The sequence below is a fragment of the Streptomyces sp. NPDC028368 genome (assembly GCF_055565615.1).
Window position 1 is genome coordinate 371040 of record NZ_JBVHTY010000006.1, and the last position, 22765, is coordinate 393804.

General features: G+C 70.5%; 20 protein-coding genes. 16 read left to right on the forward strand and 4 right to left on the reverse strand.

Annotated features, from left to right (window positions below; translation table 11 throughout):
• The first annotated feature begins 155 nt into the window (after nt 1–155).
• From pdxS to ACZ4S3_RS16995, 11 genes are all read left to right on the forward strand, one after another.
• Nucleotides 156–1067 carry a pyridoxal 5'-phosphate synthase lyase subunit PdxS gene (pdxS, locus tag ACZ4S3_RS16945; RefSeq protein ID WP_467933826.1) on the forward strand — a complete coding sequence of 304 codons (912 nt, stop codon included), beginning with the start codon at nt 156–158 and terminating at the stop codon, nt 1065–1067.
• A 20-nt stretch (nt 1068–1087) separates the two neighbouring features.
• A complete protein-coding gene (gene pdxT / locus ACZ4S3_RS16950; protein ID WP_467933830.1) occupies nt 1088–1678 on the forward strand; it encodes a pyridoxal 5'-phosphate synthase glutaminase subunit PdxT in 591 nt (196 codons plus the stop codon).
• Between the two features lie 63 nt (nt 1679–1741).
• Nucleotides 1742–2494 (forward strand): YebC/PmpR family DNA-binding transcriptional regulator, encoded by a 753-nt coding sequence (locus ACZ4S3_RS16955; protein WP_467933834.1) that lies wholly within the window; start codon nt 1742–1744, stop codon nt 2492–2494.
• A gap of 194 nt (nt 2495–2688) precedes the next feature.
• Nucleotides 2689–3237: a crossover junction endodeoxyribonuclease RuvC gene (gene ruvC, locus ACZ4S3_RS16960; protein ID WP_467933837.1), complete on the forward strand. Its 549-nt coding sequence runs from the start codon at nt 2689–2691 to the stop codon at nt 3235–3237.
• Nucleotides 3234–3854, forward strand: coding sequence for a Holliday junction branch migration protein RuvA (gene ruvA, locus ACZ4S3_RS16965; RefSeq protein WP_467933841.1), 621 nt, complete (start codon nt 3234–3236; stop codon nt 3852–3854). Before ruvC ends, ruvA begins: the two co-directional genes overlap by 4 nt.
• An 82-nt stretch (nt 3855–3936) precedes the next feature.
• Nucleotides 3937–5028 (forward strand): Holliday junction branch migration DNA helicase RuvB, encoded by a 1092-nt coding sequence (ruvB, locus tag ACZ4S3_RS16970; RefSeq protein ID WP_467933845.1) that lies wholly within the window; start codon nt 3937–3939, stop codon nt 5026–5028.
• 161 nt (nt 5029–5189) lie between these two features.
• Nucleotides 5190–5741, forward strand: coding sequence for a preprotein translocase subunit YajC (yajC, locus tag ACZ4S3_RS16975; protein WP_467933849.1), 552 nt, complete (start codon nt 5190–5192; stop codon nt 5739–5741).
• A 151-nt stretch (nt 5742–5892) separates the two neighbouring features.
• The gene (gene secD / locus ACZ4S3_RS16980; protein WP_467933853.1) at nt 5893–7677 is read left to right on the forward strand and encodes a protein translocase subunit SecD; all 1785 of its coding nucleotides are present in this window, start codon (nt 5893–5895) and stop codon (nt 7675–7677) included.
• Nucleotide 7678: 1 nt separating this feature from the next.
• Nucleotides 7679–8794, forward strand: a complete 1116-nt coding sequence (secF, locus tag ACZ4S3_RS16985; RefSeq protein ID WP_467933857.1) for a protein translocase subunit SecF — start codon at nt 7679–7681, stop codon at nt 8792–8794.
• Nucleotides 8791–9339: an adenine phosphoribosyltransferase gene (locus ACZ4S3_RS16990; protein ID WP_467933861.1), complete on the forward strand. Its 549-nt coding sequence runs from the start codon at nt 8791–8793 to the stop codon at nt 9337–9339. Before secF ends, ACZ4S3_RS16990 begins: the two co-directional genes overlap by 4 nt.
• Before the next feature lie 172 nt (nt 9340–9511).
• Nucleotides 9512–12109: a RelA/SpoT family protein gene (locus ACZ4S3_RS16995; RefSeq protein ID WP_467933866.1), complete on the forward strand. Its 2598-nt coding sequence runs from the start codon at nt 9512–9514 to the stop codon at nt 12107–12109.
• Between the two features lie 70 nt (nt 12110–12179).
• Here the strand turns inward: ACZ4S3_RS16995 and ACZ4S3_RS17000 are convergent, their stop codons facing one another.
• Together ACZ4S3_RS17000 and ACZ4S3_RS17005 are read right to left on the reverse strand one after the other, a co-directional pair.
• Nucleotides 12180–13409 (reverse strand): DUF349 domain-containing protein, encoded by a 1230-nt coding sequence (locus ACZ4S3_RS17000; protein ID WP_467933870.1) that lies wholly within the window; start codon nt 13407–13409, stop codon nt 12180–12182.
• Between the two features lie 252 nt (nt 13410–13661).
• Nucleotides 13662–14495: a peptidylprolyl isomerase gene (locus ACZ4S3_RS17005; protein WP_467933874.1), complete on the reverse strand. Its 834-nt coding sequence runs from the start codon at nt 14493–14495 to the stop codon at nt 13662–13664.
• Nucleotides 14496–14669: 174 nt separating this feature from the next.
• On the opposite strand from ACZ4S3_RS17005, the gene ACZ4S3_RS17010 reads away from it, so the two are divergent.
• The 4 genes from ACZ4S3_RS17010 to ACZ4S3_RS17025 all read left to right on the forward strand — a co-directional run bounded on the left by ACZ4S3_RS17010 (nt 14670) and on the right by ACZ4S3_RS17025 (nt 18943).
• Nucleotides 14670–15383: an MBL fold metallo-hydrolase gene (locus tag ACZ4S3_RS17010; RefSeq protein WP_467933878.1), complete on the forward strand. Its 714-nt coding sequence runs from the start codon at nt 14670–14672 to the stop codon at nt 15381–15383.
• Between the two features lie 12 nt (nt 15384–15395).
• Nucleotides 15396–16658: a histidine--tRNA ligase gene (gene hisS, locus ACZ4S3_RS17015; RefSeq protein WP_467933883.1), complete on the forward strand. Its 1263-nt coding sequence runs from the start codon at nt 15396–15398 to the stop codon at nt 16656–16658.
• Between the two features lie 185 nt (nt 16659–16843).
• The gene (locus ACZ4S3_RS17020) at nt 16844–17488 is read left to right on the forward strand and encodes a vitamin K epoxide reductase family protein (protein ID WP_467933886.1); all 645 of its coding nucleotides are present in this window, start codon (nt 16844–16846) and stop codon (nt 17486–17488) included.
• A gap of 84 nt (nt 17489–17572) precedes the next feature.
• Nucleotides 17573–18943: a replication-associated recombination protein A gene (locus tag ACZ4S3_RS17025; protein ID WP_467933889.1), complete on the forward strand. Its 1371-nt coding sequence runs from the start codon at nt 17573–17575 to the stop codon at nt 18941–18943.
• Nucleotides 18944–18979: 36 nt separating this feature from the next.
• On the opposite strand, the gene ACZ4S3_RS17030 is transcribed toward ACZ4S3_RS17025, so the two are convergent.
• Nucleotides 18980–19720 carry a DUF2470 domain-containing protein gene (locus ACZ4S3_RS17030; protein ID WP_467934237.1) on the reverse strand — a complete coding sequence of 247 codons (741 nt, stop codon included), beginning with the start codon at nt 19718–19720 and terminating at the stop codon, nt 18980–18982.
• 182 nt (nt 19721–19902) lie between these two features.
• On the opposite strand from ACZ4S3_RS17030, the gene rpsD reads away from it, so the two are divergent.
• Nucleotides 19903–20514 (forward strand): 30S ribosomal protein S4, encoded by a 612-nt coding sequence (gene rpsD, locus ACZ4S3_RS17035; RefSeq protein WP_467933891.1) that lies wholly within the window; start codon nt 19903–19905, stop codon nt 20512–20514.
• 24 nt (nt 20515–20538) lie between these two features.
• Here rpsD and ACZ4S3_RS17040 read toward each other — a convergent pair whose 3' ends face one another.
• Nucleotides 20539–22737 carry an ATP-binding protein gene (locus ACZ4S3_RS17040; protein ID WP_467933893.1) on the reverse strand — a complete coding sequence of 733 codons (2199 nt, stop codon included), beginning with the start codon at nt 22735–22737 and terminating at the stop codon, nt 20539–20541.
• Nucleotides 22738–22765 lie beyond the last annotated feature (28 nt).

Sequence of the window (22765 nt, forward strand, 5' to 3'; positions counted from 1 at the left end):
AGAGATCGTCGGACGGGAGGTCCGACGCGCGACTCCCGGCCATGTGACGCGATGTCGTAACGAGCCACCCGCCTTGAATTGGCCCTTTCCTCTGCCCCCACGCAAACGGTTGTGTGGGCGACACGCACAACCACCCGCAAAGAGTGAGGTCAACCGTGTCCAGCACGCCCACCACGCCCCAGCACCCCGAGACCGGAACCGCGCGCGTCAAGCGCGGTATGGCCGAGCAGCTCAAGGGCGGCGTGATCATGGACGTCGTCACGCCGGAAGAGGCGAAGATCGCCGAGGACGCGGGCGCCGTCGCCGTCATGGCCCTGGAGCGGGTCCCCGCCGACATCCGCAAGGACGGCGGCGTGGCCCGGATGTCCGACCCTGACATGATCGACGGGATCATCAACGCCGTCTCCATCCCGGTCATGGCCAAGTCCCGCATCGGCCACTTCGTCGAGGCCCAGGTCCTGCAGTCGCTCGGTGTCGACTACATCGACGAGTCCGAGGTCCTCACCCCGGCCGACGAGGTCAACCACTCCGACAAGTGGGCCTTCACCACCCCCTTCGTCTGTGGTGCCACCAACCTGGGCGAGGCGCTGCGCCGGATCGCCGAGGGTGCCGCCATGATCCGCTCGAAGGGCGAGGCCGGCACCGGCAACGTCGTCGAGGCGGTCCGCCACCTGCGTCAGATCAAGGCCGAGATCGCCAAGCTGCGCGGCTGTGACAACAACGAGCTGTTCGCCGCCGCCAAGGAGCTGCGCGCCCCGTACGAGATCGTCAAGGAGGTCGCCGAGCTCGGCAAGCTGCCGGTCGTGCTGTTCTCCGCCGGTGGTGTGGCCACCCCGGCCGACGCCGCACTGATGCGTCAGCTCGGCGCCGAGGGCGTGTTCGTCGGCTCCGGCATCTTCAAGTCCGGCGACCCCGCCAAGCGCGCCGCCGCGATCGTGAAGGCCACCACCTTCTACGACGACCCCAAGGTCATCGCGGATGTCTCCCGCAACCTGGGCGAGGCCATGGTCGGCATCAACTGCGACACCCTCCCCGAGGCCGAGCGCTACGCCAACCGCGGCTGGTAAGGACAGGGACGTACAGGCAGATGAGCACCCCCATCATCGGTGTGCTGGCGCTCCAGGGTGACGTCCGCGAGCACGTCAAGGCGCTCGCGGACGCCGACGCCCAGGCGCGGCCGATCCGCCGCCCCGAGGAGCTGGACGAGGTCGACGGCCTGGTCATACCGGGCGGCGAGTCCACCACCATGTCCAAGCTGGCCGTTTCCTTCGGCATGCTCGAGCCGCTGCGCGCGTTCGTCCGGGCGGGCAAGCCGGTCTACGGCACCTGCGCCGGCATGATCATGGTCGCGGACAAGCTGCTGGACGCCCGGGAGGACCAGGAGACGCTCGGCGGCGTCGACATGATCGTGCGCCGTAACGCCTTCGGACGGCAGAACGAGTCCTTCGAGGCGGCCATCGACGTGGCCGGCATCCCCGGCGGACCGGTTGAGGGCGTCTTCATCCGGGCGCCCTGGGTCGAGTCGGTCGGTGCCGCGGTCGAGGTGCTGGCGACGTACAACGGGCACACCGTGGCCGTGCGACAAGGTAACGTCCTCGCCACGTCGTTCCACCCGGAGCTCACCGGCGACCACCGGGTCCACGCCCTGTTCGTGGACATGGTGCGTCACACCGTGTGACGTGACCCCGGTAGGATCCAAGGCGTTCGTTTCAGAAGTGGGTTACGCGAAGGAGACAGGCGGATGTCCGGCCACTCTAAATGGGCTACGACGAAGCACAAGAAGGCCGTGATCGATGCCAAGCGCGGCAAGCTCTTCGCGAAGCTGATCAAGAACATCGAGGTTGCGGCGCGCACCGGTGGCGCCGACATCGACGGCAACCCGACCCTCTTCGACGCCATCCAGAAGGCGAAGAAGAGCTCGGTGCCCAACAAGAACATCGACTCCGCGGTCAAGCGCGGTGCCGGTCTCGAGGCGGGCGGCGCCGACTACGAAACCATCATGTACGAGGGTTACGGCCCCAACGGTGTCGCAGTCCTCATCGAGTGCCTCACCGACAACCGCAACCGCGCCGCCTCCGACGTCCGCGTCGCGATGACCCGTAACGGCGGTTCGATGGCCGACCCGGGCTCGGTGTCCTACCTGTTCAACCGCAAGGGCGTGGTGATCGTCCCCAAGGGCGAGCTGGCCGAGGACGACGTGCTCGGCGCCGTCCTGGACGCGGGTGCCGAGGAGGTCAACGACCTCGGTGAGTCCTTCGAGGTGCTCAGCGAGGCCACCGACCTGGTCGCGGTCCGTTCCGCGCTCCAGGGGGCCGGCATCGACTACGACTCGGCCGACGCCAACTTCGTCCCGACCATGCAGGTCGAGCTCGAGGAAGAGGGCGCGCGCAAGATCTTCAAGCTGATCGACGCGCTGGAGGACAGCGACGACGTGCAGAACGTCTTCGCCAACTTCGACGTCTCGGACGACGTCATGGCCAAGGTCGACGCCTGAGGCGGCCACACCACGGCTGACGCGGACGGGCCGACGGGGAACACACCCCGTCGGCCCGTCGCGTTGTCAGTGCCACCCGATACTGTGCTGAGCAGGGGATCTCCGTCCCCCCATGGGGGAGCGGCGGGCCGAAACGGTACGGCAGGTGCGGCAGGCAGGTGCGGCATCAGGTACGGCATGAGGGGAGGGGCACCGTGAAGGTGCTCGGGGTGGACCCGGGGCTGACGCGCTGCGGCGTCGGCGTGGTCGAAGGGATGGCCGGCCGGCCGCTGACGATGGCCGGGGTCGGCGTCGTGCGGACGCCCGCGGACGCCGATATCGCGCACCGCCTCGTGCTCATCGAGCGCGGCATCGAGGAGTGGCTGGACACGCACCGCCCCGAATACGTCGCCGTGGAGCGGGTGTTCAGCCAGCACAACGTCCGCACGGTCATGGGCACCGCCCAGGCCAGCGCGGTCGCCATGCTCTGCGCCGCCCGCCGCGGACTGCCGGTGGCGCTGCACACCCCCAGCGAGGTCAAGGCCGCCGTGACCGGATCGGGCCGCGCCGACAAGGCGCAGGTCGGCGCGATGGTCACCCGGCTGCTGCGGCTCGACGCGCCGCCCAAACCTGCCGACGCCGCGGACGCCCTGGCGCTGGCCATCTGTCACATCTGGCGCGCTCCCGCGGTCAACCGCCTCCAGCAGGCGCATGCCGCGGCCCGCCGCGCCGCTCCCGTACGCACGCTGAAGGGCACCCGATGATCGCTTTTGTCTCCGGCCCGGTCGCGGCCCTGGCCCCCGACTCCGCCGTGGTCGAGGTCGGCGGTATCGGCATGGCCGTCCAGTGCACGCCCAACACCCTGTCCGGGCTGCGCATCGGTCAGCAGGCCAAGATCGCCACGTCCCTCGTCGTCCGCGAGGATTCCCTGACGCTGTACGGGTTCGCCGACGACGACGAGCGCCAGACCTTCGAGCTGCTGCAGACCGCCAGCGGCGTCGGCCCCCGGCTCGCGCAGGCCATGCTGGCCGTGCACGCCCCGGACACCCTGCGGCTGGCGGTCGCCAACGGCGATGAGAAGACCCTCACCGCCGTGCCCGGCATCGGCAAGAAGGGCGCGCAGAAGCTGCTCCTGGAGCTCAAGGACCGGCTCGGCGCGCCCATGGGCACGAGCCGCGCGGCCATCGGCAGCCCCGTCACGGCCGGCTGGCGCGACCAGCTGCACGCCGCGCTGATCGGACTCGGCTATGCCACCCGCGAGGCGGACGAAGCGCTGGACGCGGTCGCCCCGCAGGCGGAGGCGGCCGTCGCCGACGGCGCGCAGCCGAAGGTGCCGCAGCTACTCAAGGCGGCCCTGCAGACGCTGAACCGCGCGCGATGACCGGCGCCGGACGGGCCGCGCGCCCCCGACCGTACGACTCCACCGGCGGCCCGGCCGCCCCGACCCCGCGAGGCAACCCGCAGTGAACTGGGACGACACCGCACCCTCCACCGCCGACGACCTGCCCGCCGACGCGCCCGACCGGTTGGTGGCGGCCGATGCCGACGGCGAGGACACCGCCGTCGAGGCCGCGCTGCGCCCCAAGGACCTGGAGGAGTTCGTCGGCCAGGAGCGGGTGCGTGAACAGCTCGACCTGGTGCTGCGGGCCGCCCGCGCCCGTGGCGCCACCGCCGATCACGTCCTGCTCTCCGGAGCCCCGGGGCTGGGCAAGACGACCCTCTCGATGATCATCGCGGCCGAGATGGGCGCCCCGATCCGGATCACCTCCGGCCCCGCCATCCAGCACGCCGGCGATCTCGCCGCGATCCTCTCCTCCCTCCAGGAGGGCGAGGTCCTCTTCCTCGACGAGATCCACCGGATGTCCCGGCCCGCCGAGGAAATGCTCTACATGGCGATGGAGGATTTCCGCGTCGATGTGATCGTGGGGAAGGGGCCGGGGGCCACCGCCATTCCGCTGGAGCTTCCCCCGTTCACGCTGGTCGGGGCGACGACCCGGGCCGGTCTGCTGCCGCCCCCGCTGCGCGATCGCTTCGGGTTCACCGGCCATATGGAGTTCTACGCCCCGGCCGAGCTGGAGCGGGTCATCCACCGCTCGGCCGGCCTGCTGGATGTCGACATAGCGGCAGCGGGCGCCGCCGAGATCGCCGGCCGGTCGCGCGGCACGCCCCGTATCGCCAACCGCCTGCTGCGCCGCGTCCGCGACTACGCCCAGGTCAAGGCGGACGGCGTGATCACCCGCGAGATCGCCTCTCAGGCCCTGGCCGTCTACGAGGTCGACGGCCGCGGCCTGGACCGCCTGGACCGCGCCGTGCTCACGGCCCTGCTCAAGCTGTTCGGCGGCGGCCCGGTGGGTCTGTCGACGCTGGCGGTCGCGGTGGGGGAGGAGCGCGAGACGGTCGAGGAGGTGGCCGAGCCGTTCCTCGTACGGGAAGGACTGCTGGCCAGGACGCCGCGGGGCCGGATCGCGACGCCGGCGGCGTGGGCCCACATGGGGCTGGTCCCGCCGCAGCAGCAAGCGGGTGCCGGCGGGCAGCAGGGCCTGTTCGGGCCGTGACGGCGCGGAGACTCGCCCGGTCAGGAACTGCGGTGCGATGCTGGGCGTTGTTCCACTGGTGGGGACTCGCTTAGACTCCGCCGATGCCGTCCGCATGGACGGTATACCCACCCCCGTATATGAGACCGCGCAGCTGCGGTCGTGCGAAGGATTCCCGTCCCGTGAGTATCGTGACTCTCCTCCCCTTCATCGTCCTCATCGGGGCCATGTTCCTGATGACCCGGTCTGCCAAGAAGAAGCAGCAGGCGGCGCAGCAGATGCGCAACGAAATGCAGCCCGGCACCGGCATCCGGACGATCGGGGGCATGTACGCCACCGTCAAGGAAATCCACGAGGAATCGGTCCTCCTGGAGGTCGCACCGGGCGTGCACGCCATCTACGCCAAGAACGCCATCGGCGCCGTGCTGGCCGATGACGAGTACAACCGCATCCTGGACGGCGCGGACCCGATCAAGTCCGGCGAGCCGGTCGTTCCGGACGACGCCTCGTCGCTGACCGGCGACGCCGCCGATGAGGACACCGACAAGGGTGACCAGGCCGAGAAGATCGACCTCGGCAAGGACGCCCCCAAGGCCGACGCCGACAAGCCGGCCGCCGAGGACGCCAAGACCGACGAGGACGCCGCCGAGGCCGTTGACGCGAAGGACGCCGACAAGGCCGACGCGGATTCCGCCGAGGAGGACAAGAAGTCCGGCGGCGCCGACGCGAAGTAGTCCGCCCCCGACGGAGCCGTGGTGCGCCGCGCGTTCGGCGCGCCGCGGCTCCTCGACGGTCTAGGCTCCGGCGGGGGGCACGTCCCCACAACACTTCGTGGCCGCTCGGCGACACCCGAAGCCGAGGGGTTGGACAGGGAGATACGAGAAGGTGGCAGCACCGAATAAGGGCCGCAGGGCGCCCGCGGGCCAGGGTCATCCGGGCCGCACCCTGGTCCTGATCCTGATCGCGATGATCGGGCTGGTCGGCGGGATGTTCTACTACGGGCATCTGACGCCCCGGCTGGGCATCGACCTGGCGGGCGGCACCAGCTTCACGCTGGCGGCCCAGAACCAGCCGGGCAAGCCCAACGCGATCAACGAGACCAACATGAACACCGCCGCCGGGATCATGGAGCGACGGGTCAACGGTCTCGGTGTGTCCGAGACCGAGGTCCAGACGCAGGGCAGCGACCACATCATCGTGAACATCCCCAAGGGGACAGACGCGAAGCAGGCCCGCCAGCAGGTCGGCACCACCGCCCAGCTCGGATTCCGGCCGGTGCTGATCACCACCGCGGGCGCCAAGACCCCCGCGCCCAAGCCCACGCCCTCCAAGAACACCGGCAAGGGCGGCCAGGGCAAGAACGCCCAGGGCGACGGCGAGAAGGTCACCGGCAAGCCGGGCACCCAGCAGAACGCCTCGGCGACGCCCAGCACCAAGCCCACCACGCAGGGCCGCGCCGTCACGGACTCGCTGAAGAAGGCACCGTCCGCCAAGCCCAGCCCCTCCGGCTCGGCCAAGCCGTCCACGCCGCCGGTGCCGCCCACGGGTGGCGCCGACCAGATCTCGCCGGCCCTGCAGAAGCAGCTCGCCGCGCTGGACTGCGCCACTCCGCAGGGCCGCGCGGTGGCAGGCCAGAAGGCCGCCGGCGCCAAGCCGTCCGAGTCGGTCGTCGCCTGTAAGGACGACGGCTCGCAGAAGTACGTGCTGGGCCCGGTCGCCGTCGAGGGCATGGACGTCAAGGACGCCAAGGCGGTCTTCGACAGCCAGCAGGGCCAGGGCTGGATCGTCCAGATGGACTTCACCTCCGATGGTGGCAAGAAGTTCGCGGACATCACCGGCAAGCTCGCCACCAAGACGGAGCCGCAGAACCAGTTCGCGATCGTCCTGGACGGCGCGGTGGTCTCCGACCCGCGGGTCAGGGAGCAGCTCAACGGCGGCAGCGCCACCATCTCCGGCGGTTTCACCCAGCAGTCCGCCGAGGACCTGGGCAACATGCTGTCGTACGGCGCCCTGCCGCTCTCCTTCAAGATCGACGACGAGACCACGGTCACCGCGGCGCTCGGCGGTGAGCAGCTGCACGCCGGTCTGATCGCCGGCGCGATCGGCCTCGCACTGGTCGTCCTCTACCTCGTCGCCTACTACCGGGGGCTGGCGCTGGTCGCGCTGGCGAGCCTGTTGGTCTCGGCGATACTGACGTACGCGATCATGACGTTGCTCGGGCCGGCCATCGGGTTCGCGCTGAACCTCCCGGCCGTCTGCGGCGCCATCGTCGCCATCGGTATCACCGCCGACTCGTTCATCGTCTACTTCGAACGCATCCGGGACGAGATCCGCGAGGGCCGCACCCTGCGTCCGGCCGTCGAGCGCGGCTGGCCGCGGGCCCGCCGCACGATTCTGGTCTCCGACTTCGTGTCGTTCCTGGCCGCCGCGGTGCTGTTCATCGTCACCGTCGGCAAGGTGAAGGGCTTCGCGTTCACGCTCGGCCTGACCACCGTCCTCGACGTCGTCGTGGTCTTCTTGTTCACCAAGCCGCTGATGACGCTCCTGGCCCGGCGGAAGTTCTTCGCCAACGGCCATCCCTGGTCGGGCCTCGATCCCAAGCGCCTGGGAGCCAAGCCGCCGCTGCGCCGCCGTCGCGGCAGCGCCCCCACCCAGACGAAGGAGGCGTGAGATGTCCAAGCTCGGAAGCATCGGCGCCCGGCTCTACCGCGGCGAGGTCGGCTACGACTTCATCGGCAAGCGGAAGATCTGGTACGGCGTCTCGATCCTCATCACCATCACGGCCCTCGTCGGCCTGGCGGTGCGCGGTCTGAACTTCGGTATCGAGTTCTCCGGCGGCGCGGTCTTCGCCACCCCCAACACCTCGGTGTCCGCCACCCAGGCGCAGCACCAGGCCGAGTCCGCGGCCAGTGGCCACCAGGCCGTGGTGCAAAAGCTCGGCGACGGCTCGCTGCGCATCCAGATCAGCGGCCTGGACACCAAGCAGGCGCTGCCGGTCCAGGAAGAGCTCGCCAAGGACCTGAAGGTCCCGGTCAAGGACATCAACACCCAGCTGGTCGGCCCGAGTTGGGGCGAGCAGATCGCCGACAAGGCGTGGCTGGGTCTGGGCATCTTCATGGCCCTGGTGGTGCTCTATCTGGCCATCGCCTTCGAGTGGCGGATGGCGCTGGCGGCCCTGGTCGCGCTGATCCACGACCTCACGATCACCGTCGGCATCTACGCCCTGGTCGGCTTCGAGGTCACCCCGGGCACGGTCATCGGTCTGCTGACGATCCTCGGTTACTCCTTGTACGACACGGTCGTCGTCTTCGACAGCCTCAAGGAAGCGTCCAAGGACATCACCAAGCAGACCCGCTTCACCTACAGCGACATCGCCAACCGCAGCATCAACAGCACCCTGGTGCGGTCCATCAACACCACGGTGGTGGCGCTGCTCCCGGTCGCCGGTCTGCTGTTCGTCGGCGGCGGTGTGCTGGGCGCGGGCATGCTCAACGACATCTCGCTGGCGCTGTTCGTCGGTCTGGCCGCCGGTGCGTACTCCTCGATCTTCATCGCCACTCCGCTGGTCGCCGACCTCAAGGAGCGCGAGCCGCAGATGAAGGCGCTGGCCAAGCGGGTGAAGGCGAAGCGCGCCTCGGCCGCGGCCAAGGAGGGGAGCGAGGACGACCCGCAGGATGCGGCCCCCGGCACGCAGGATTCCGAGGACGACCCCGCGGTCGTCGGACCGCGCAACCAGCCCGCCTCCCGTAACCGCGGACGCGGCCGCCCGTCGGGCAAGCGCCGATGAAGGCCGCCGCGGAGCTGCGTGAGCTGCTGCTGAGCCGGATCGCGGACGTCCCGGACCACCCCCAGCCGGGCGTGATGTTCAAGGACATCACCCCGCTGCTGGCCGACCCGGCCGCCTTCGGCGCGCTGACCGAGGCGTTCGCGGACCTGTGCCGGCTGCATCGCACGGACAAGGTCGTCGGGCTGGAGGCGCGCGGTTTCATCCTCGCCGCCCCCGTCGCCGTACAGGCGGGCATCGGTTTCGTCCCCGTACGCAAGGCGGGCAAGCTGCCCGGTGCGACGCTCGGGCAGGCCTACGAGCTGGAGTACGGCACCGCCGAGATCGAGATCCACGCCGATGCGCTGGCCCCGGGGGACCGGGTCCTGGTGATCGACGACGTACTGGCCACCGGCGGCACCGCCGATGCGTCGCTGCAGCTCATCCGCCGTGCCGGCGCCGAGGTCGCGGGCGTCGCGGTGCTGCTGGAGCTCGGTTTCCTCGCCGGCCGGCAGCGGCTGGAGCCGGGCCTGAAGGGCGCCCCGCTGGAGGCGCTGATCACGGTCTGAGCGACCGCACCCGCCAGATGAGGCAGCAGGGGCACCCGGAATCTTCCGGGTGCCCCTGCTGCTGTGTCATGTACGGAGCCATGGCCGCGCGAGAGCGGCGGCCGTGGGGTCGATACCATGGCACCCCGGCCTGTTTGTGGTCTCGGGGTCCGGAACCGCTTGAGGAGTGCTCTTGCCAGACGAGGCCCAGCCGCTCTCCCCCGGACTGCGTCCGAAGGGATCCCCCGACGCGCGCCCGGACGAGACGAAGCCCAAGGACGCGGCTTCCGCGGCCACGCCCCGGCCCGAGAAGAGCGGCGCCGAGGGCAGTGACCGGCCCCGTCCCGAGTCCCGGCCGAAGCCGGGCGCCGCCGCATCCGAGCCCAAGCCCGGCGCGGGTGCCGCCCCCAAGCCGCCCGCCAAGGCCGACCCGCCCGGCGCGCATGCCTCCTCGGCACCCAAGCCCGCCCCGTCCGGCTCCGCGGGCCGCTCCGGCACCCCCAACCGTGTACGGGCCCGCCTCGCCCGACTGGGCGTACAGCGCTCCAGCCCGTACAACCCGGTTCTCGAACCGCTGCTGCGCGCCGTCCGCGGCAATGATCCCAAGATCGAGACCGCGACGCTGCGCCAGGTCGAGCGCGCCTATCAGGTCGCCGAGCGCTGGCACCGCGGCCAGAAGCGCAAGAGCGGCGACCCGTACATCACCCACCCGCTCGCGGTCACCACCATCCTCGCCGAGCTGGGCATGGACCCGGCCACCCTGATGGCGGGCCTGCTGCACGACACCGTCGAGGACACCGAGTACGGCCTGGACACCCTGCGCCGCGACTTCGGCGACCAGGTGGCGCTGCTGGTCGACGGCGTCACCAAGCTCGACCGGGTCAAGTTCGGTGAGGCCGCACAGGCCGAAACCGTACGCAAGATGGTCGTCGCGATGGCCAAGGACCCCCGCGTCCTGGTGATCAAGCTCGCCGACCGGCTGCACAACATGCGCACGATGCGCTATCTCAAGCGGGAAAAGCAGGAGAAGAAGGCCCGCGAGACCCTCGAGATCTACGCGCCCCTGGCCCACCGCCTGGGCATGAACACCATCAAGTGGGAGCTGGAGGACCTCGCCTTCGCGATCCTCTACCCCAAGATGTACGACGAGATCGTGCGGCTGGTCGCCGAGCGGGCCCCCAAGCGCGACGAGTATCTGGCGATAGTGACCGACGAGGTCCAGGCCGATCTGCGCGCCGCCCGTATCAAGGCCACGGTCACCGGGCGCCCGAAGCACTACTACAGCGTCTACCAGAAGATGATCGTGCGCGGCCGCGACTTCGCCGAGATCTACGACCTGGTGGGCATCCGCGTCCTGGTCGACACGGTCCGCGACTGCTACGCCGCCCTCGGCACCATCCACGCGCGATGGAATCCGGTCCCCGGCCGGTTCAAGGACTACATCGCGATGCCCAAGTTCAACATGTACCAGTCGCTGCACACGACGGTGATCGGCCCCAGCGGCAAGCCCGTTGAGCTCCAGATCCGTACCTTCGACATGCACCGCCGCGCCGAGTACGGCATCGCCGCCCACTGGAAGTACAAGCAGGAGGCGGTGGCCGGCGCCTCCAAGATCCGTACGGACATCCCCAAGGGCGTCGGCAAGGGCTCGGGCCAGGACACCGTCAACGACATGGCCTGGCTGCGGCAGCTGCTCGACTGGCAGAAGGAGACCGAGGACCCCGGCGAGTTCCTCGAATCGCTGCGCTTCGACCTCTCCCGCAACGAAGTCTTCGTCTTCACGCCGAAGGGCGATGTCATAGCGCTGCCGGCCGGCGCCACGCCTGTCGACTTCGCGTACGCGGTGCACACCGAGGTCGGCCACCGCACGATAGGAGCGCGGGTCAACGGACGGCTCGTACCGCTCGAATCGACCCTGGACAACGGCGACTTGGTGGAGGTCTTCACCTCCAAGGCGCCCGGCGCCGGACCGTCCCGCGACTGGCTCGGCTTCGTCAAGTCCCCGCGCGCCCGCAACAAGATCCGCGGCTGGTTCTCCAAGGAGCGCCGCGACGAGGCGATCGAGCAGGGCAAGGACGCCATCGCGCGCGCGATGCGCAAGCAGAATCTGCCCATCCAGCGGATCCTGACCGGCGACTCCCTGGTGACCCTCGCGCACGAGATGCGCTACCCCGACATCTCCTCCCTCTACGCCGCCATCGGCGAGGGCCATGTCGCGGCGCAGGGCGTCGTCCAGAAGCTGGTACAGGCGCTCGGCGGCCAGGACGAGGCCACCGAGGACATCGCCGAGTCCACCCCGATCCGGCCGCGCTCCAAGCGCCGCTCCAGCGCCGACCCGGGCGTGGTCGTCAAGGGCGTCGACGATGTGTGGGTCAAGCTCGCCCGCTGCTGTACGCCGGTGCCGGGCGACCCCATCATCGGCTTCGTCACCCGCGGCAACGGCGTCTCGGTGCACCGCGCCGACTGCGTCAACGTCGACTCGCTGTCCAAGCAGCCGGAGCGGATCCTCGACGTCGAGTGGGCGCCCACCCAGTCCTCGGTCTTCCTGGTCGCCATCCAGGTCGAGGCGCTGGACCGCTCCCGCCTCCTGTCGGACGTCACCCGCATCCTGTCCGACCAGCATGTCAACATCCTCTCCGCCGCCGTCCAGACCTCCCGCGACCGGGTCGCCACCTCCCGCTTCACCTTCGAGATGGGCGACCCCAAGCATCTGGGGCATGTGCTCAAGGCCGTACGGGGTGTGGAGGGCGTGTACGACGTGTACCGCGTGACGTCGGCCCGCCGGCCGTAACGGCGCAACGAGAAGGCGGCCCCGGTACGAGATCCGTACCGGGGCCGCCTTCTCGGCTTGTTCGGCTTGTTCAGCCGCCGAACTCCTCAAGGCCCTTCAGCGCCTGGTCCAGCAGCGCCTTGCGGCCTTCCAGCTCGCGGCCGAGCTTGTCGGCCTTGGCGTTGTTGCCGGCCGCCCGCGCCGTCTCGATCTGCTTCTCCAGCTTGTCGACGGCGTCCTGGAGCTGACCGGTCAGCCCCGCGGCACGGGCCCGCGCCTCGGGGTTCGTCCGCCGCCACTCGGCTTCCTCGGCCTCCTGGATCGCGCGCTCGACGGCATGCATCCGGCCCTCGATCTTGGGGCGGGCGTCCCGCGGGACGTGGCCGATGGCCTCCCACCGCTCGTTGATCGACCGGAACGCGGCCCGCGCGCTCTTCAGGTCCGAGACCGGGAGCAGCTTCTCGGCCTCGACGGCCAGCTCCTCCTTGCGGGTCAGGTTCTCGTGCTGCTCGGCGTCGCGTTCCGCGAAGATCTCGCCGCGCGCCTGGAAGAAGACGTCCTGGGCGCCGCGGAAGCGGTTCCACAGGTCGTCCTCGTGCTCGCGCTGGGCGCGGCCGGCGGCCTTCCAGTCGGCCATCAGCTCGCGGTAGCGGGCGGCCGTGGCACCCCAGTCCGTCGAGTTCGACAGCGACTCGGCCTCGGCGACCAGCTTCTCCTTCGCCTTACGGGACTCCTCGCGCTGCGCGTCCAGTGAGGCGAAGTGCGCCTTGCGCCGCTTGGAGAATGCCGAGCGGGCATGCGAGAAGCGGTGCCACAGCTCGTCGTCCGCCTTGCGGTCCAGCCGCGGCAGGCCCTTCCAGGTGTCGACCAGCGCCCGCAGCCGCTCACCCGCCGCCCGCCACTGCTCACTGGCCGCCAGCTCCTCGGCCTCGGCGACCAGCTTCTCCTTGGCGTGGCGGGCCTCGTCGCTCTGCTTGGCCTTTTGCGCCTTGCGCTCCTCGCGCCGCGACTCGACGGCCTCGACGAGCTTGTCCAGCCGCTTCCTCAGCGCCGCCAGATCGCCCACCGCATGGTGCTCGTCGACCTGCTTGCGCAGATGATCGATGGCGGTCGTGGCGTCCTTCGTCGACAGGTCGGTGGTCTTGACCCGGCGCTCGAGGAGGCCGATCTCGACGACCAGGCCCTCATACTTGCGCTCGAAGTAGGCGAGGGCCTCCTCGGGAGTTCCCGCCTGCCACGATCCGACGACCTGCTCGCCGTCGGCGGTACGCACGTACACGGTCCCCGTCTCATCGACGCGGCCCCATGGGTCGCTGCTCACAGCGCCTCCTCCACATGATGCCGACGGGGGCGTGCGGCCCCCCGGCATCGTCCACAGTTTCTGTCCGGCAGAGCCGCGCCCTGGCCGGTCCGACGTGCTGTCTTGCGGGTGAGGGTGGCAGCCGTCGGAGCGGGCACCCTACCCAACGCCAATCTAGGCGACCGGCGGTCGGCTGTCCGCATCCAGCACCACCGAAATTGCGCGGTTCGTTGGCGCGGAGGACGGCGGAAAGCCGCATGCCGGTCAGGGCGGTCAGGATGCGGAGACGGTCGCCTTGTCGATGACGACGGTGGCGTTCGGCGCCGTGCTGCCGATCTTGGGGTCGGGCCGGGAACCGGCCGCGGCGATCTTCTTCAGGACGTCCATACCGCCGGTGACGGTCCCGAACGGGGTGTAGTTCGGCGGCAGCCGGCTGTCCTGATAGACGAGGAAGAACTGGCTGCCGCCGGAGTTACGGGTGTTCTGGTGCTTGCCGTCGTAGCTGTTGGCCATCGCGACCGTGCCCGCCGGATAGACATCGCCCTTGAGCCGGGGGTCCTTGAGGTTCTCGTCCGGGATGGTGTAGCCGGGCGTGCCCTGGCCGGTGCCGGTCGGGTCGCCGCACTGCAGGACGAAGATGCCCTGGTCAACCAGGCGGTGGCACGTGCTGTGGTCGAAGTAGTGCCGGTCGGCGAGGAACGCGAAGGAGTTGACCGTGTGCGGCGCCTTGGCCGCGTCCAGCTTCAGTTCGATCTGCCCGCAGGTCGTCCCCAGCTTCACGGCGTAGGAGGCGGCGGCGTCGATCGACATCGCCGGTTCCTTCTTCCACGTCTGCCGGGACGGTGAACCCTTGGCGGGCTTGCCGCACGGGTCCGGCGCCCGGGTGGGCGACGGGTTCGACGCGGCCCGGTCCGTCTCCCGGTCGCCCCCGCCCGCCAGACCGGCCGAGGCGTACGCGGCGGCGCCCGCGGCGACCACTACCGCCAGGCCGGACGCGATGATCACGTTGCGGCGCTTGGCCTTGTGCCGGTCCGCGGACCGCCGCTGCTGCTGGCGCACGAACTTCTCCCGGGCGAGCTGCCGCCGCCGCTGATCCTTGCTGACCACCGGTCGTCTCCTTGGTCTGAGCTTCGAGGTGTGCGCATCGAGCGCCGTCGTCTGCCGTGGCCGTACGGTATACGGGTTCGCCCCGGCGGGAGTCGCGCCGGTAGGCTCTGGAGCTGCCGAGATGTTCCGGGAGCGGTCCCGCGGACCGACCTCCACCGACCTTTAAGGACGAACGTGCTGATTGCCGGGTTCCCCGCCGGGGCCTGGGGGACCAACTGCTACCTGGTCGCCCCCGCCGCCGGCGAGGAGTGCGTGATCATCGACCCGGGCCACCAGGCGGCCCAGGGAGTCGAGGACGCGCTCAGAAAGCATCGGCTCAAGCCCGTCGCCGTCATCCTCACCCACGGCCATATCGACCACGTCGCCTCGGTCGTCCCGGTGTGCGGCGCGCACGACGTCCCGGCCTGGATCCACCCCGAGGACCGCTTCATGATGAGCGACCCGGAGAAGGCCCTCGGCCGCTCCATCGGTCAGCAGCTCATGGGCGAACTGACCGTGGGGGAGCCGGACGACGTCAAGGAGCTGACCGACGGCAGTGCTCTGGAACTGGCCGGAATGGAATTCTCCGTCGCGCACGCCCCGGGCCATACCAAGGGGTCGGTGACGTTCAGGATGCCCGAGCAGGCGGACATTCCGCCGGTGTTCTTCTCGGGCGACCTGCTGTTCGCCGGCTCCATCGGACGCACCGATCTGCCGGGCGGCGACCACGCCGAGATCCTTCAGTCGCTGGCGCGCGTATGCCTGCCGCTGGAGGACTCGACGGTCGTGCTGTCCGGCCACGGCCCCCAGACCACCATCGGCCGCGAACGCGCCGCCAACCCGTATCTGCGGGAAGTGGCCGCCGGCCTTGGAGACGGCCTCCGCGCCGCTCCGCGACGAGGAATGTGACGAGACTTTTCCGTGAGCACCTTTCAGGCACCCAAGGGCACCTACGACCTGCTGCCGCCGAATTCCGCGACCTATCTCGCGGTCCGCGAGGCGATCTCCGGCCCCCTGAAGAATTCCGGGTACGGCTATATCGAGACGCCCGGGTTCGAGAACGTCGAGCTGTTCGCCCGCGGTGTCGGTGAGTCCACCGACATCGTGACCAAGGAGATGTACGCCTTCGAGACCAAGGGCGGCGACAAGCTGGCGCTGCGCCCCGAAGGCACCGCGTCCGTGCTGCGCGCGGCGCTGGAGGCCAACCTCCACAAGGGCGGCAACCTCCCCGTCAAGCTCTGGTACTCCGGCTCGTACTACCGCTACGAGCGCCCGCAGAAGGGCCGCTACCGCCACTTCTCGCAGGTCGGCGCCGAGGCGATCGGCGCCGAGGACCCGGCGCTGGACGCCGAGTTGATCATCCTGGCCGACCAGGCCTACCGCTCCCTGGGGCTGCGCGACTTCCGGATCCTGCTGAACTCCCTGGGCGACAAGGAGTGCCGCCCCGTCTACCGCGCCGCGCTGCAGGACTTCCTGCGCGGCCTGGAGCTGGACGAGGACACCCGGCGCCGGGTCGACATCAACCCGCTGCGCGTCCTGGACGACAAGCGCGACGCCGTACAGAAGCAGCTGACCGGTGCGCCCCTGCTCCGCGACTATCTCTGCGAGGCCTGCAAGGCGTACCACGAGCAGGTCCGGGAGCTGCTGACCGCGGCGGGCGTGGCCTTCGAGGACGACGAGAAGCTGGTCCGCGGCCTGGACTACTACACCCGCACCACCTTCGAGTTCGTCCACGACGGCCTCGGCTCGCAGTCCGCGGTGGGCGGCGGCGGCCGCTACGACGGCCTCTCCGAGATGATCGGCGGCCCCGCGCTGCCGTCCGTCGGCTGGGCGCTGGGCGTCGACCGTACGGTGCTGGCGCTGGAGGCGGAGGGCATCACGCTCGACATCCCCTCCGCGACGGCCGTGTACGCGGTGCCGCTCGGCGAGGAGGCCCGCCGGGTGCTCTTCGGCGCGGTCACCGAGCTGCGCCGGGCAGGTGTCGCCACCGACTTCGCGTTCGGCGGCAAGGGCCTGAAGAACGCCATGAAGTCCGCCAACCGCTCCGGCGCGCGGCTGGCGCTGGTGGCCGGCGAGCGGGACCTGGCCGAGGGCGTCGTCCAGCTCAAGGACCTCCAGAGCGGCGAGCAGACGCCGGTGGCGCTGGACGCCGTCGTGGACGAGATCAAGCGCAAGCTGGGCTGAGCCGCATCCGGCGCCGGCAGCGGCCGGCGTCAACGGGCTGCGCGCGGATTCATCCGGTTCGGACGCAGCCCGTTTATGCGCAGCGAACGGTGGTCCGTCGTGGAGTTGGGGCAGAATGAGGGGCGCGCCTGCGCTCTCGCGGGCCCGCCCGGCATCATCTCCCCAGCGACCGACGGAACGGCGATATGACGACGACAGCGGTTGATGACGACGTGTCCACCGACGACGAGCACATGAGCGACTCGGGCACCATCGGCTCGGGTCGCGGCTATGCACTGCTCCTGGTGATCACCGGTGCGCTGGGAGTCCTGGCGGCCTGGATCATCACCCTGGACAAGTTCGAGCTGCTCAAGGACCCGAAGTTCACGCCGGCCTGCAGCCTCAACCCGATCATCTCCTGCACGAACATCATGCAGAGCAAGCAGGCGGAGGTCTTCGGGTTCCCGAACCCGATGGCCGGGCTGGTCGGCTTCGGCGTGGTCATCGCGGTCGGCATGGCCCTGCTGGCGGGTGCCCGCTTCCGCCGCTGGTACTGGATCGGGCTGAACGTCGGCACCCTGCTCAGCGCGGTCTTCTGCATGTGGCTGATGACCCAGTCGCTGTACAGCATCAACTCGCTGTGCCTGTGGTGCACGCTGACCTGGTGCGTCACGATCCTGATGTTCTGGTACACCACCGTGCACAACCTCAAGCACGGCATCATCCCGGCCCCCGAGGGGCTGCGCCGGACCGTGGTGGAGTTCCACTGGGTCGTGCCGGTGCTCTGGTACGGCGTGATCGCGCTGCTGATCCTCACCAAGTGGTGGTCGTACTGGAGCACCCTGATCTAGGAGCTCCCCGAAGCCGCTGCACGCCCCGGCCCGTCGATGACGGCGGCCGGGGCGTTGTCAGTGGGGTGACATAGGCTCGTCGACGTGGAGCCCGACCTGTTCACCGCCGCTGCCGAAGACCGTCAGGAGAAGGACCCCGCGGGGTCTCCTCTCGCCGTACGGATGCGTCCGCGCATCCTCGACGAGGTCGTGGGGCAGCAGCATCTCCTCAAGCCCGGCTCGCCGCTGCGCCGGCTCGTCGGCGAGGGCGACGGCGGTCCCGCGGGCCCGTCCTCCGTGTTCCTGTGGGGTCCGCCCGGCATCGGCAAGACGACCATCGCCCATGTCGTCAGCCACGCGACCAACAAGCGCTTTGTCGAGCTCTCCGCGATCACGGCGGGCGTCAAGGAGGTCCGGGCGGTCATCGACGGCGCCCGGCGCGCCTCGGGCGGCTACGGCAAGGAGACCGTCCTCTTTCTCGACGAGATCCATCGCTTCAGCAAGGCCCAGCAGGACTCCCTGCTGCCGGCCGTCGAGAACCGCTGGGTCACCCTGATCGCCGCGACGACCGAGAACCCGTACTTCTCGGTGATCTCCCCGCTGCTGTCCCGTTCGCTGCTGCTGACCCTCGAACCCCTCACCGACGACGATCTGCGCGGGCTGCTGCGGCGTGCGCTGACCGATGCGCGCGGCCTGGCGGGCGCGGTCACCCTCCCCGAGGACACCGAGGGGCATCTGCTGCGCATCGCGGGCGGCGACGCCCGGCGCGCGCTGACGGCCCTGGAGGCCGGGGCGGGCTCCGCGCTGGCCAAGGGCGAGAAGGAGATCACCCTCCAGACGATGGAGGAGTCCGTCGACCGTGCCGCGGTGAAGTACGACCGGGACGGCGACCAGCACTACGACGTCGCCAGCGCGCTGATCAAGTCGATCCGGGGCTCGGACGTCGATGCCGCGCTGCACTATCTGGCGCGCATGATCGAGGCGGGCGAGGACCCGCGGTTCATCGCCCGCCGGCTGATGATCTCGGCGAGCGAGGACATCGGCCTCGCCGATCCGACGGCCCTGCAGACCGCGGTCGCCGCCGCGCAGGCCGTGGCCATGATCGGCTTCCCGGAGGCCCGGATCACCCTCAGCCAGGCCACCATCGCGCTCGCCCTGGCGCCCAAGTCGAATGCCGCCTATACGGCGATCGACGCGGCGCTGGCGGACGTCCGCGCCGGGCACGCCGGCGCGGTGCCGCAGCATCTGCGCGACAGTCACTACAAGGGCGCCCAGAAGCTCGGCCACGGCCAGGGCTACCAGTACCCGCACGACCTGCCGGGCGGTATCGCGGCCCAGCAGTACGCACCGGACGAGGTGCACGGCAAGCGGTATTACGCGCCGACGCGGCATGGCGCGGAGGCGCGCTATGCGGATGTCGCGGAGCGGGTCCGGGCCAGGCTTCGGGGCGCCGCCGGCGAGGGGACGGCCGAATAGGGCCGCGGCCGGCCTTGCCCCGCCGCGTCGGCGCTGCTATTCGGCCGCCGCCTCGAAGAGCACATGCATCGCCCGCCGGAGCTCGGCCACATCCCGTACCGGCTCCGGGAAGTCGAAGCGGGCATCGAAGGAGCGCTGCTCGGTGTCGGTGAAGCGGACGCGGAGGCCGAAGCGGTCCAGGCCCACGGGTACGGCCCGGTCGCGCGCCCCGCACACCGCCGAGCGGTCGCCGAGGAGCGCGCACAGGCCGCGTACCTGTTCGCCGTGGGCCGAGTGCAGATGCTGGAGCAGCTCCGCCTCGTGGGCGATCAGCGGGTCCGGGGCCGCGGCGGCGAAGTCGTCCGGTTCGACGGACTCGGCGCCCCACAGGTCGTCCACCGAGCCCTCGCCGACCTCCAGGCGCAACATCATCCAGGCGGACCGCCCGTACGGGTCCGGCTGCAGGGCCTCGCCGATGCCGAGCAGTTCGCCGACGGGGTGCCGCTCGGCGAGCAGCATCGCGGCCCCGGCGCGCTGATCGTTGCGTACGGGGGTCAGCCAGCCGGCCACCCAGGCCCGGCCGCGGATGCGATGGGGCACGGATACCGGTGCGACATCCGTGATCTCCATCACGGCGGTGAGATCGTCGTCCTGGGCGTGGGCGGCGGCCCGCGCCGCCGCACAGTCGCCAGGAACCAGCAACAGCACGTCGCCATCGGGTGTCACGGTCCGGCAGACGGGCGCCGAGAGGCCGGTCTCGTCGAGTTCCTCGACTCCGGGAATGCTCAGTGACCCCATACCATTGGACTCGACGAGGGTCCGTACGCGCTCGGCGGCAGTGGGCCGCTGGGCGTCTTCCACGGGACGCGGCTGACCCGCCTCGGTGCTGTGTGTGCCGGGCAGGGGGATCCCAGGTCGAAACATGCGTTCTCCTCGCGCTAAGGTAAGCCTCACCTAACTTACACGGAGGTCCGTTCCACGTGAACCAGTCGCGTCCCAAGGTCAAGAAGTCCCGCGCGCTCGGCATCGCGCTGACGCCCAAGGCCGTCAAGTACTTCGAGGCCCGTCCCTACCCGCCCGGCGAGCACGGCCGTGGCCGCAAGCAGAGCAGTGACTACAAGGTCCGCCTGCTCGAGAAGCAGCGTCTGCGTGCGCAGTACGACATCAGCGAGCGCCAGATGGCGCGTGCCTACGACCGCGCTCGGAAGGTCGAAGGCAAGACCGGCGAAGCGCTGATCATCGAGCTTGAGCGCCGTCTGGACGCGCTCGTCCTGCGGTCGGGCATCGCCCGCACCATCTACCAGGCTCGTCAGATGGTCGTCCACGGTCACATGTCGGTGAACGACCGCAAGGTCGACAAGCCGTCCTTCCGCGTCCGCCCCGGCGACGTCGTGATGGTCCGCGAGCGCAGCCGCGAGAAGCACCCCTTCCAGGTCGCCCGTGAGGGTGGCTACGACACCGACGGTGAGACCCCGCGCTACCTCGAGGTCAACCTGCCGGCTCTGGCGTTCCGCCTCGACCGGGACCCGAACCGCAAGGAGATCCCGGTGATCTGCGACGAGCAGCTCGTCGTCGAGTACTACGCCCGCTAAGCACCACCGCAGGCGCAGCACACTTCAGCCCGCCGTCTCCCCGCCGCTCGCGGAGGGGGAGGCGGCGGGTTCGTTCCTGGCGGGCGGCGCGATCCGGACCGTACGGCGCGGCTCCGGCACCTCACCGGCGCTCCCCAGGATCCGGGCCACCGTCCGGTCCAGATCCAGCCGGCCGCCGTCCCGCAGGCAGGCCTCGTAGCGCTCCGCGCCCAGCAGCTTCCGCGCCTGCTCCTCGCACAGCGCATGCGGCTGGTTGAAGTAGCGCGAGCCGAACAGCGGCAGCCCCACCGACGGCCAGATCCGGCCCGCCGCGCCCTGCAGCACCGCCGCCTCCTGGGCGTCCCCCTCGCCGAGCGTCACCAGCGCCAGCAGTTCGATCGCCAGCACCGCCCCCAGCAGATCGTGGAAGGTGTGATCGATGGCCAGGCATTCCTCCAGCAGCTCGCGGGCCCGCCCGCCCTCGCCGCCGGTCCACGCCGCGAAGGCCAGTACGAACAGCGCGTACGCCAGCGTCCAGCGCTCGCCGTGGTCCCCGCACACCTGCTGTACGTCCTCGCACAGCTGCACCGCGTACTCCAGCTCCCCCTGGAAGGCCACCGCCATGGCCAGCTCGACCTGTCCCATCAGCACATTGCTGTTGAGCTCGCCGATCTCCCGGTAGCGGCCCAGCGCCCCGCGCAGCAGCTTCTCGGCGCGCGGCATGTCGTCGCAGACCAGCGCCAGACAGCCGGTGCGGTGCAGCGCATAGGCGGCTGCGGTGGCGTTGTCCGTACGGTCCGCCTCCTCGCGGCACTCCTGCAGCGCCGCCATCGCGCCGAGCGTGTCCCCCTGGAGCACCGCGACATAGCCGACCACCCACAGCGCCTTCAGCCGCGCTTCGTCGTGGTCGCTCTCCAGTTCCAGCGCCCGGTCGAGCCACTGCCTGCCCTCCGAGAGCCGGCCGCAGCCCACCCAGTAGAACCACAGCGTGCCCGCCAGATACTGGCCCAGATACGCATCGCCCTCGCTGTCCAGGCTCTGCTCCAGCGCGACCCGCAGATTGGGCAGCTCGGCCTCGATCCGGGCCGCGACCTCGGCCTGCCGCGGGCTGAACCAGTCCAGCTCGCACCAGGTGGCCAGTCCCAGATACCAGTCGCGGTGCCGCCGCCGCAGCCGGTCGCCGTCGTGCGTCGCCTCCAGCCACCCCGCACCGTAGGCCCGTACGGTGTCCAGCATCCGGTAGCGCACCCCGGCCGCGCCCTCCTCCCGTACGAGCACCGACTGGGCGACCAACTCCGCGGTGACATCGAGGAGTTCATCGGCGGGCAGGTCCGGGCCCGAGCAGACGTACTCGGCCGCCTCCAGGTCGAACTGCCCGGCGAAGACGGACAGCCGGGCCCACAGCAGCCGCTCCTGGGGCGTGCACAGCTCATGGCTCCAGCCGATCGCCGTGCGCAGCGTCTGATGGCGGGGCAGGGCGCCGCGGGTCGTCCCGGTGAGCAGCCGGAAGCGGTCGTCGAGGCGGTGCAGCACCTGGTCGACGGAGAGCGCGCGCAGCCGTCCGGCGGCCAGTTCCAGGGCGAGCGGGATGCCGTCGAGGCGGCGGCAGAGTTCGGTGACGGCGGCTTCGTTGGACGGGCCGACGGCGAAGTCCGCGACGACGGCGGCGGCGCGGTCCGCGAAGAGGTCGGCCGCGTCGGCGGCGTTCATCGGAGCCAGCGGCAGGGTGTGCTCGCCGGGCAGTCCGAGCGGGCGCCGGCCCGCGGCCAGCACCCGCAGCCCCGGGGCGCGGCGCAGGAGTTCCCCGGTCAGGTCGGCGCACTCGGCCACCAGATGCTCGTATCCGTCCAGGACGAGCAGCAGTTCGCGGCCGGCGAGGTGGTCGCACAGCGCGGCCCGCGGCGGCCGCCCGGTGTGGTCGGCCGGTCCCAGCGCCTCGACGAAGGCGTGCTCCAGGACCTGGGGATCGCGCAGCGACGCCACCTCGACCACCCAGGCGCCGTCGCAGAAGCGATCCTGCAAGATCGCTGCCGCATGGCCGGCGAGCCGGGATTTGCCGACGCCGCCGAGGCCGGTCAGCGTCACCAGGCGGGCGGATTCCAGCCGCCGGGCCAGCGCGGTCAGTTCGTCGTCGCGGCCGATGAAGCGGTTGAGCTCCGCGGGCAGATTCCCCGGGCCTCCCGGTGACGGCGGAGGCAGGGAAGAGGCGCCGGACGAGCCGTCGGCGCGCGGGATGCGTGGCATGGCACACGGAGCGTACTCGGCCCCGTGC

Coding starts and splice junctions, on each gene's coding strand:
- pdxT (WP_467933830.1), top strand. CDS start 1,088: ATGAGCACCCCCATCATCGGTGTGCTGGCGCTCCAGGGTGACGTCCGC.
- ACZ4S3_RS16955 (WP_467933834.1), top strand. CDS start 1,742: ATGTCCGGCCACTCTAAATGGGCTACGACGAAGCACAAGAAGGCCGTG.
- ruvA (WP_467933841.1), top strand. CDS start 3,234: ATGATCGCTTTTGTCTCCGGCCCGGTCGCGGCCCTGGCCCCCGACTCC.
- secF (WP_467933857.1), top strand. CDS start 7,679: ATGTCCAAGCTCGGAAGCATCGGCGCCCGGCTCTACCGCGGCGAGGTC.
- ACZ4S3_RS16990 (WP_467933861.1), top strand. CDS start 8,791: ATGAAGGCCGCCGCGGAGCTGCGTGAGCTGCTGCTGAGCCGGATCGCG.
- ACZ4S3_RS17020 (WP_467933886.1), top strand. CDS start 16,844: ATGACGACGACAGCGGTTGATGACGACGTGTCCACCGACGACGAGCAC.
- ACZ4S3_RS17030 (WP_467934237.1), bottom strand. CDS start 19,720: ATGGGGTCACTGAGCATTCCCGGAGTCGAGGAACTCGACGAGACCGGC.
- ACZ4S3_RS17040 (WP_467933893.1), bottom strand. CDS start 22,737: ATGCCACGCATCCCGCGCGCCGACGGCTCGTCCGGCGCCTCTTCCCTG.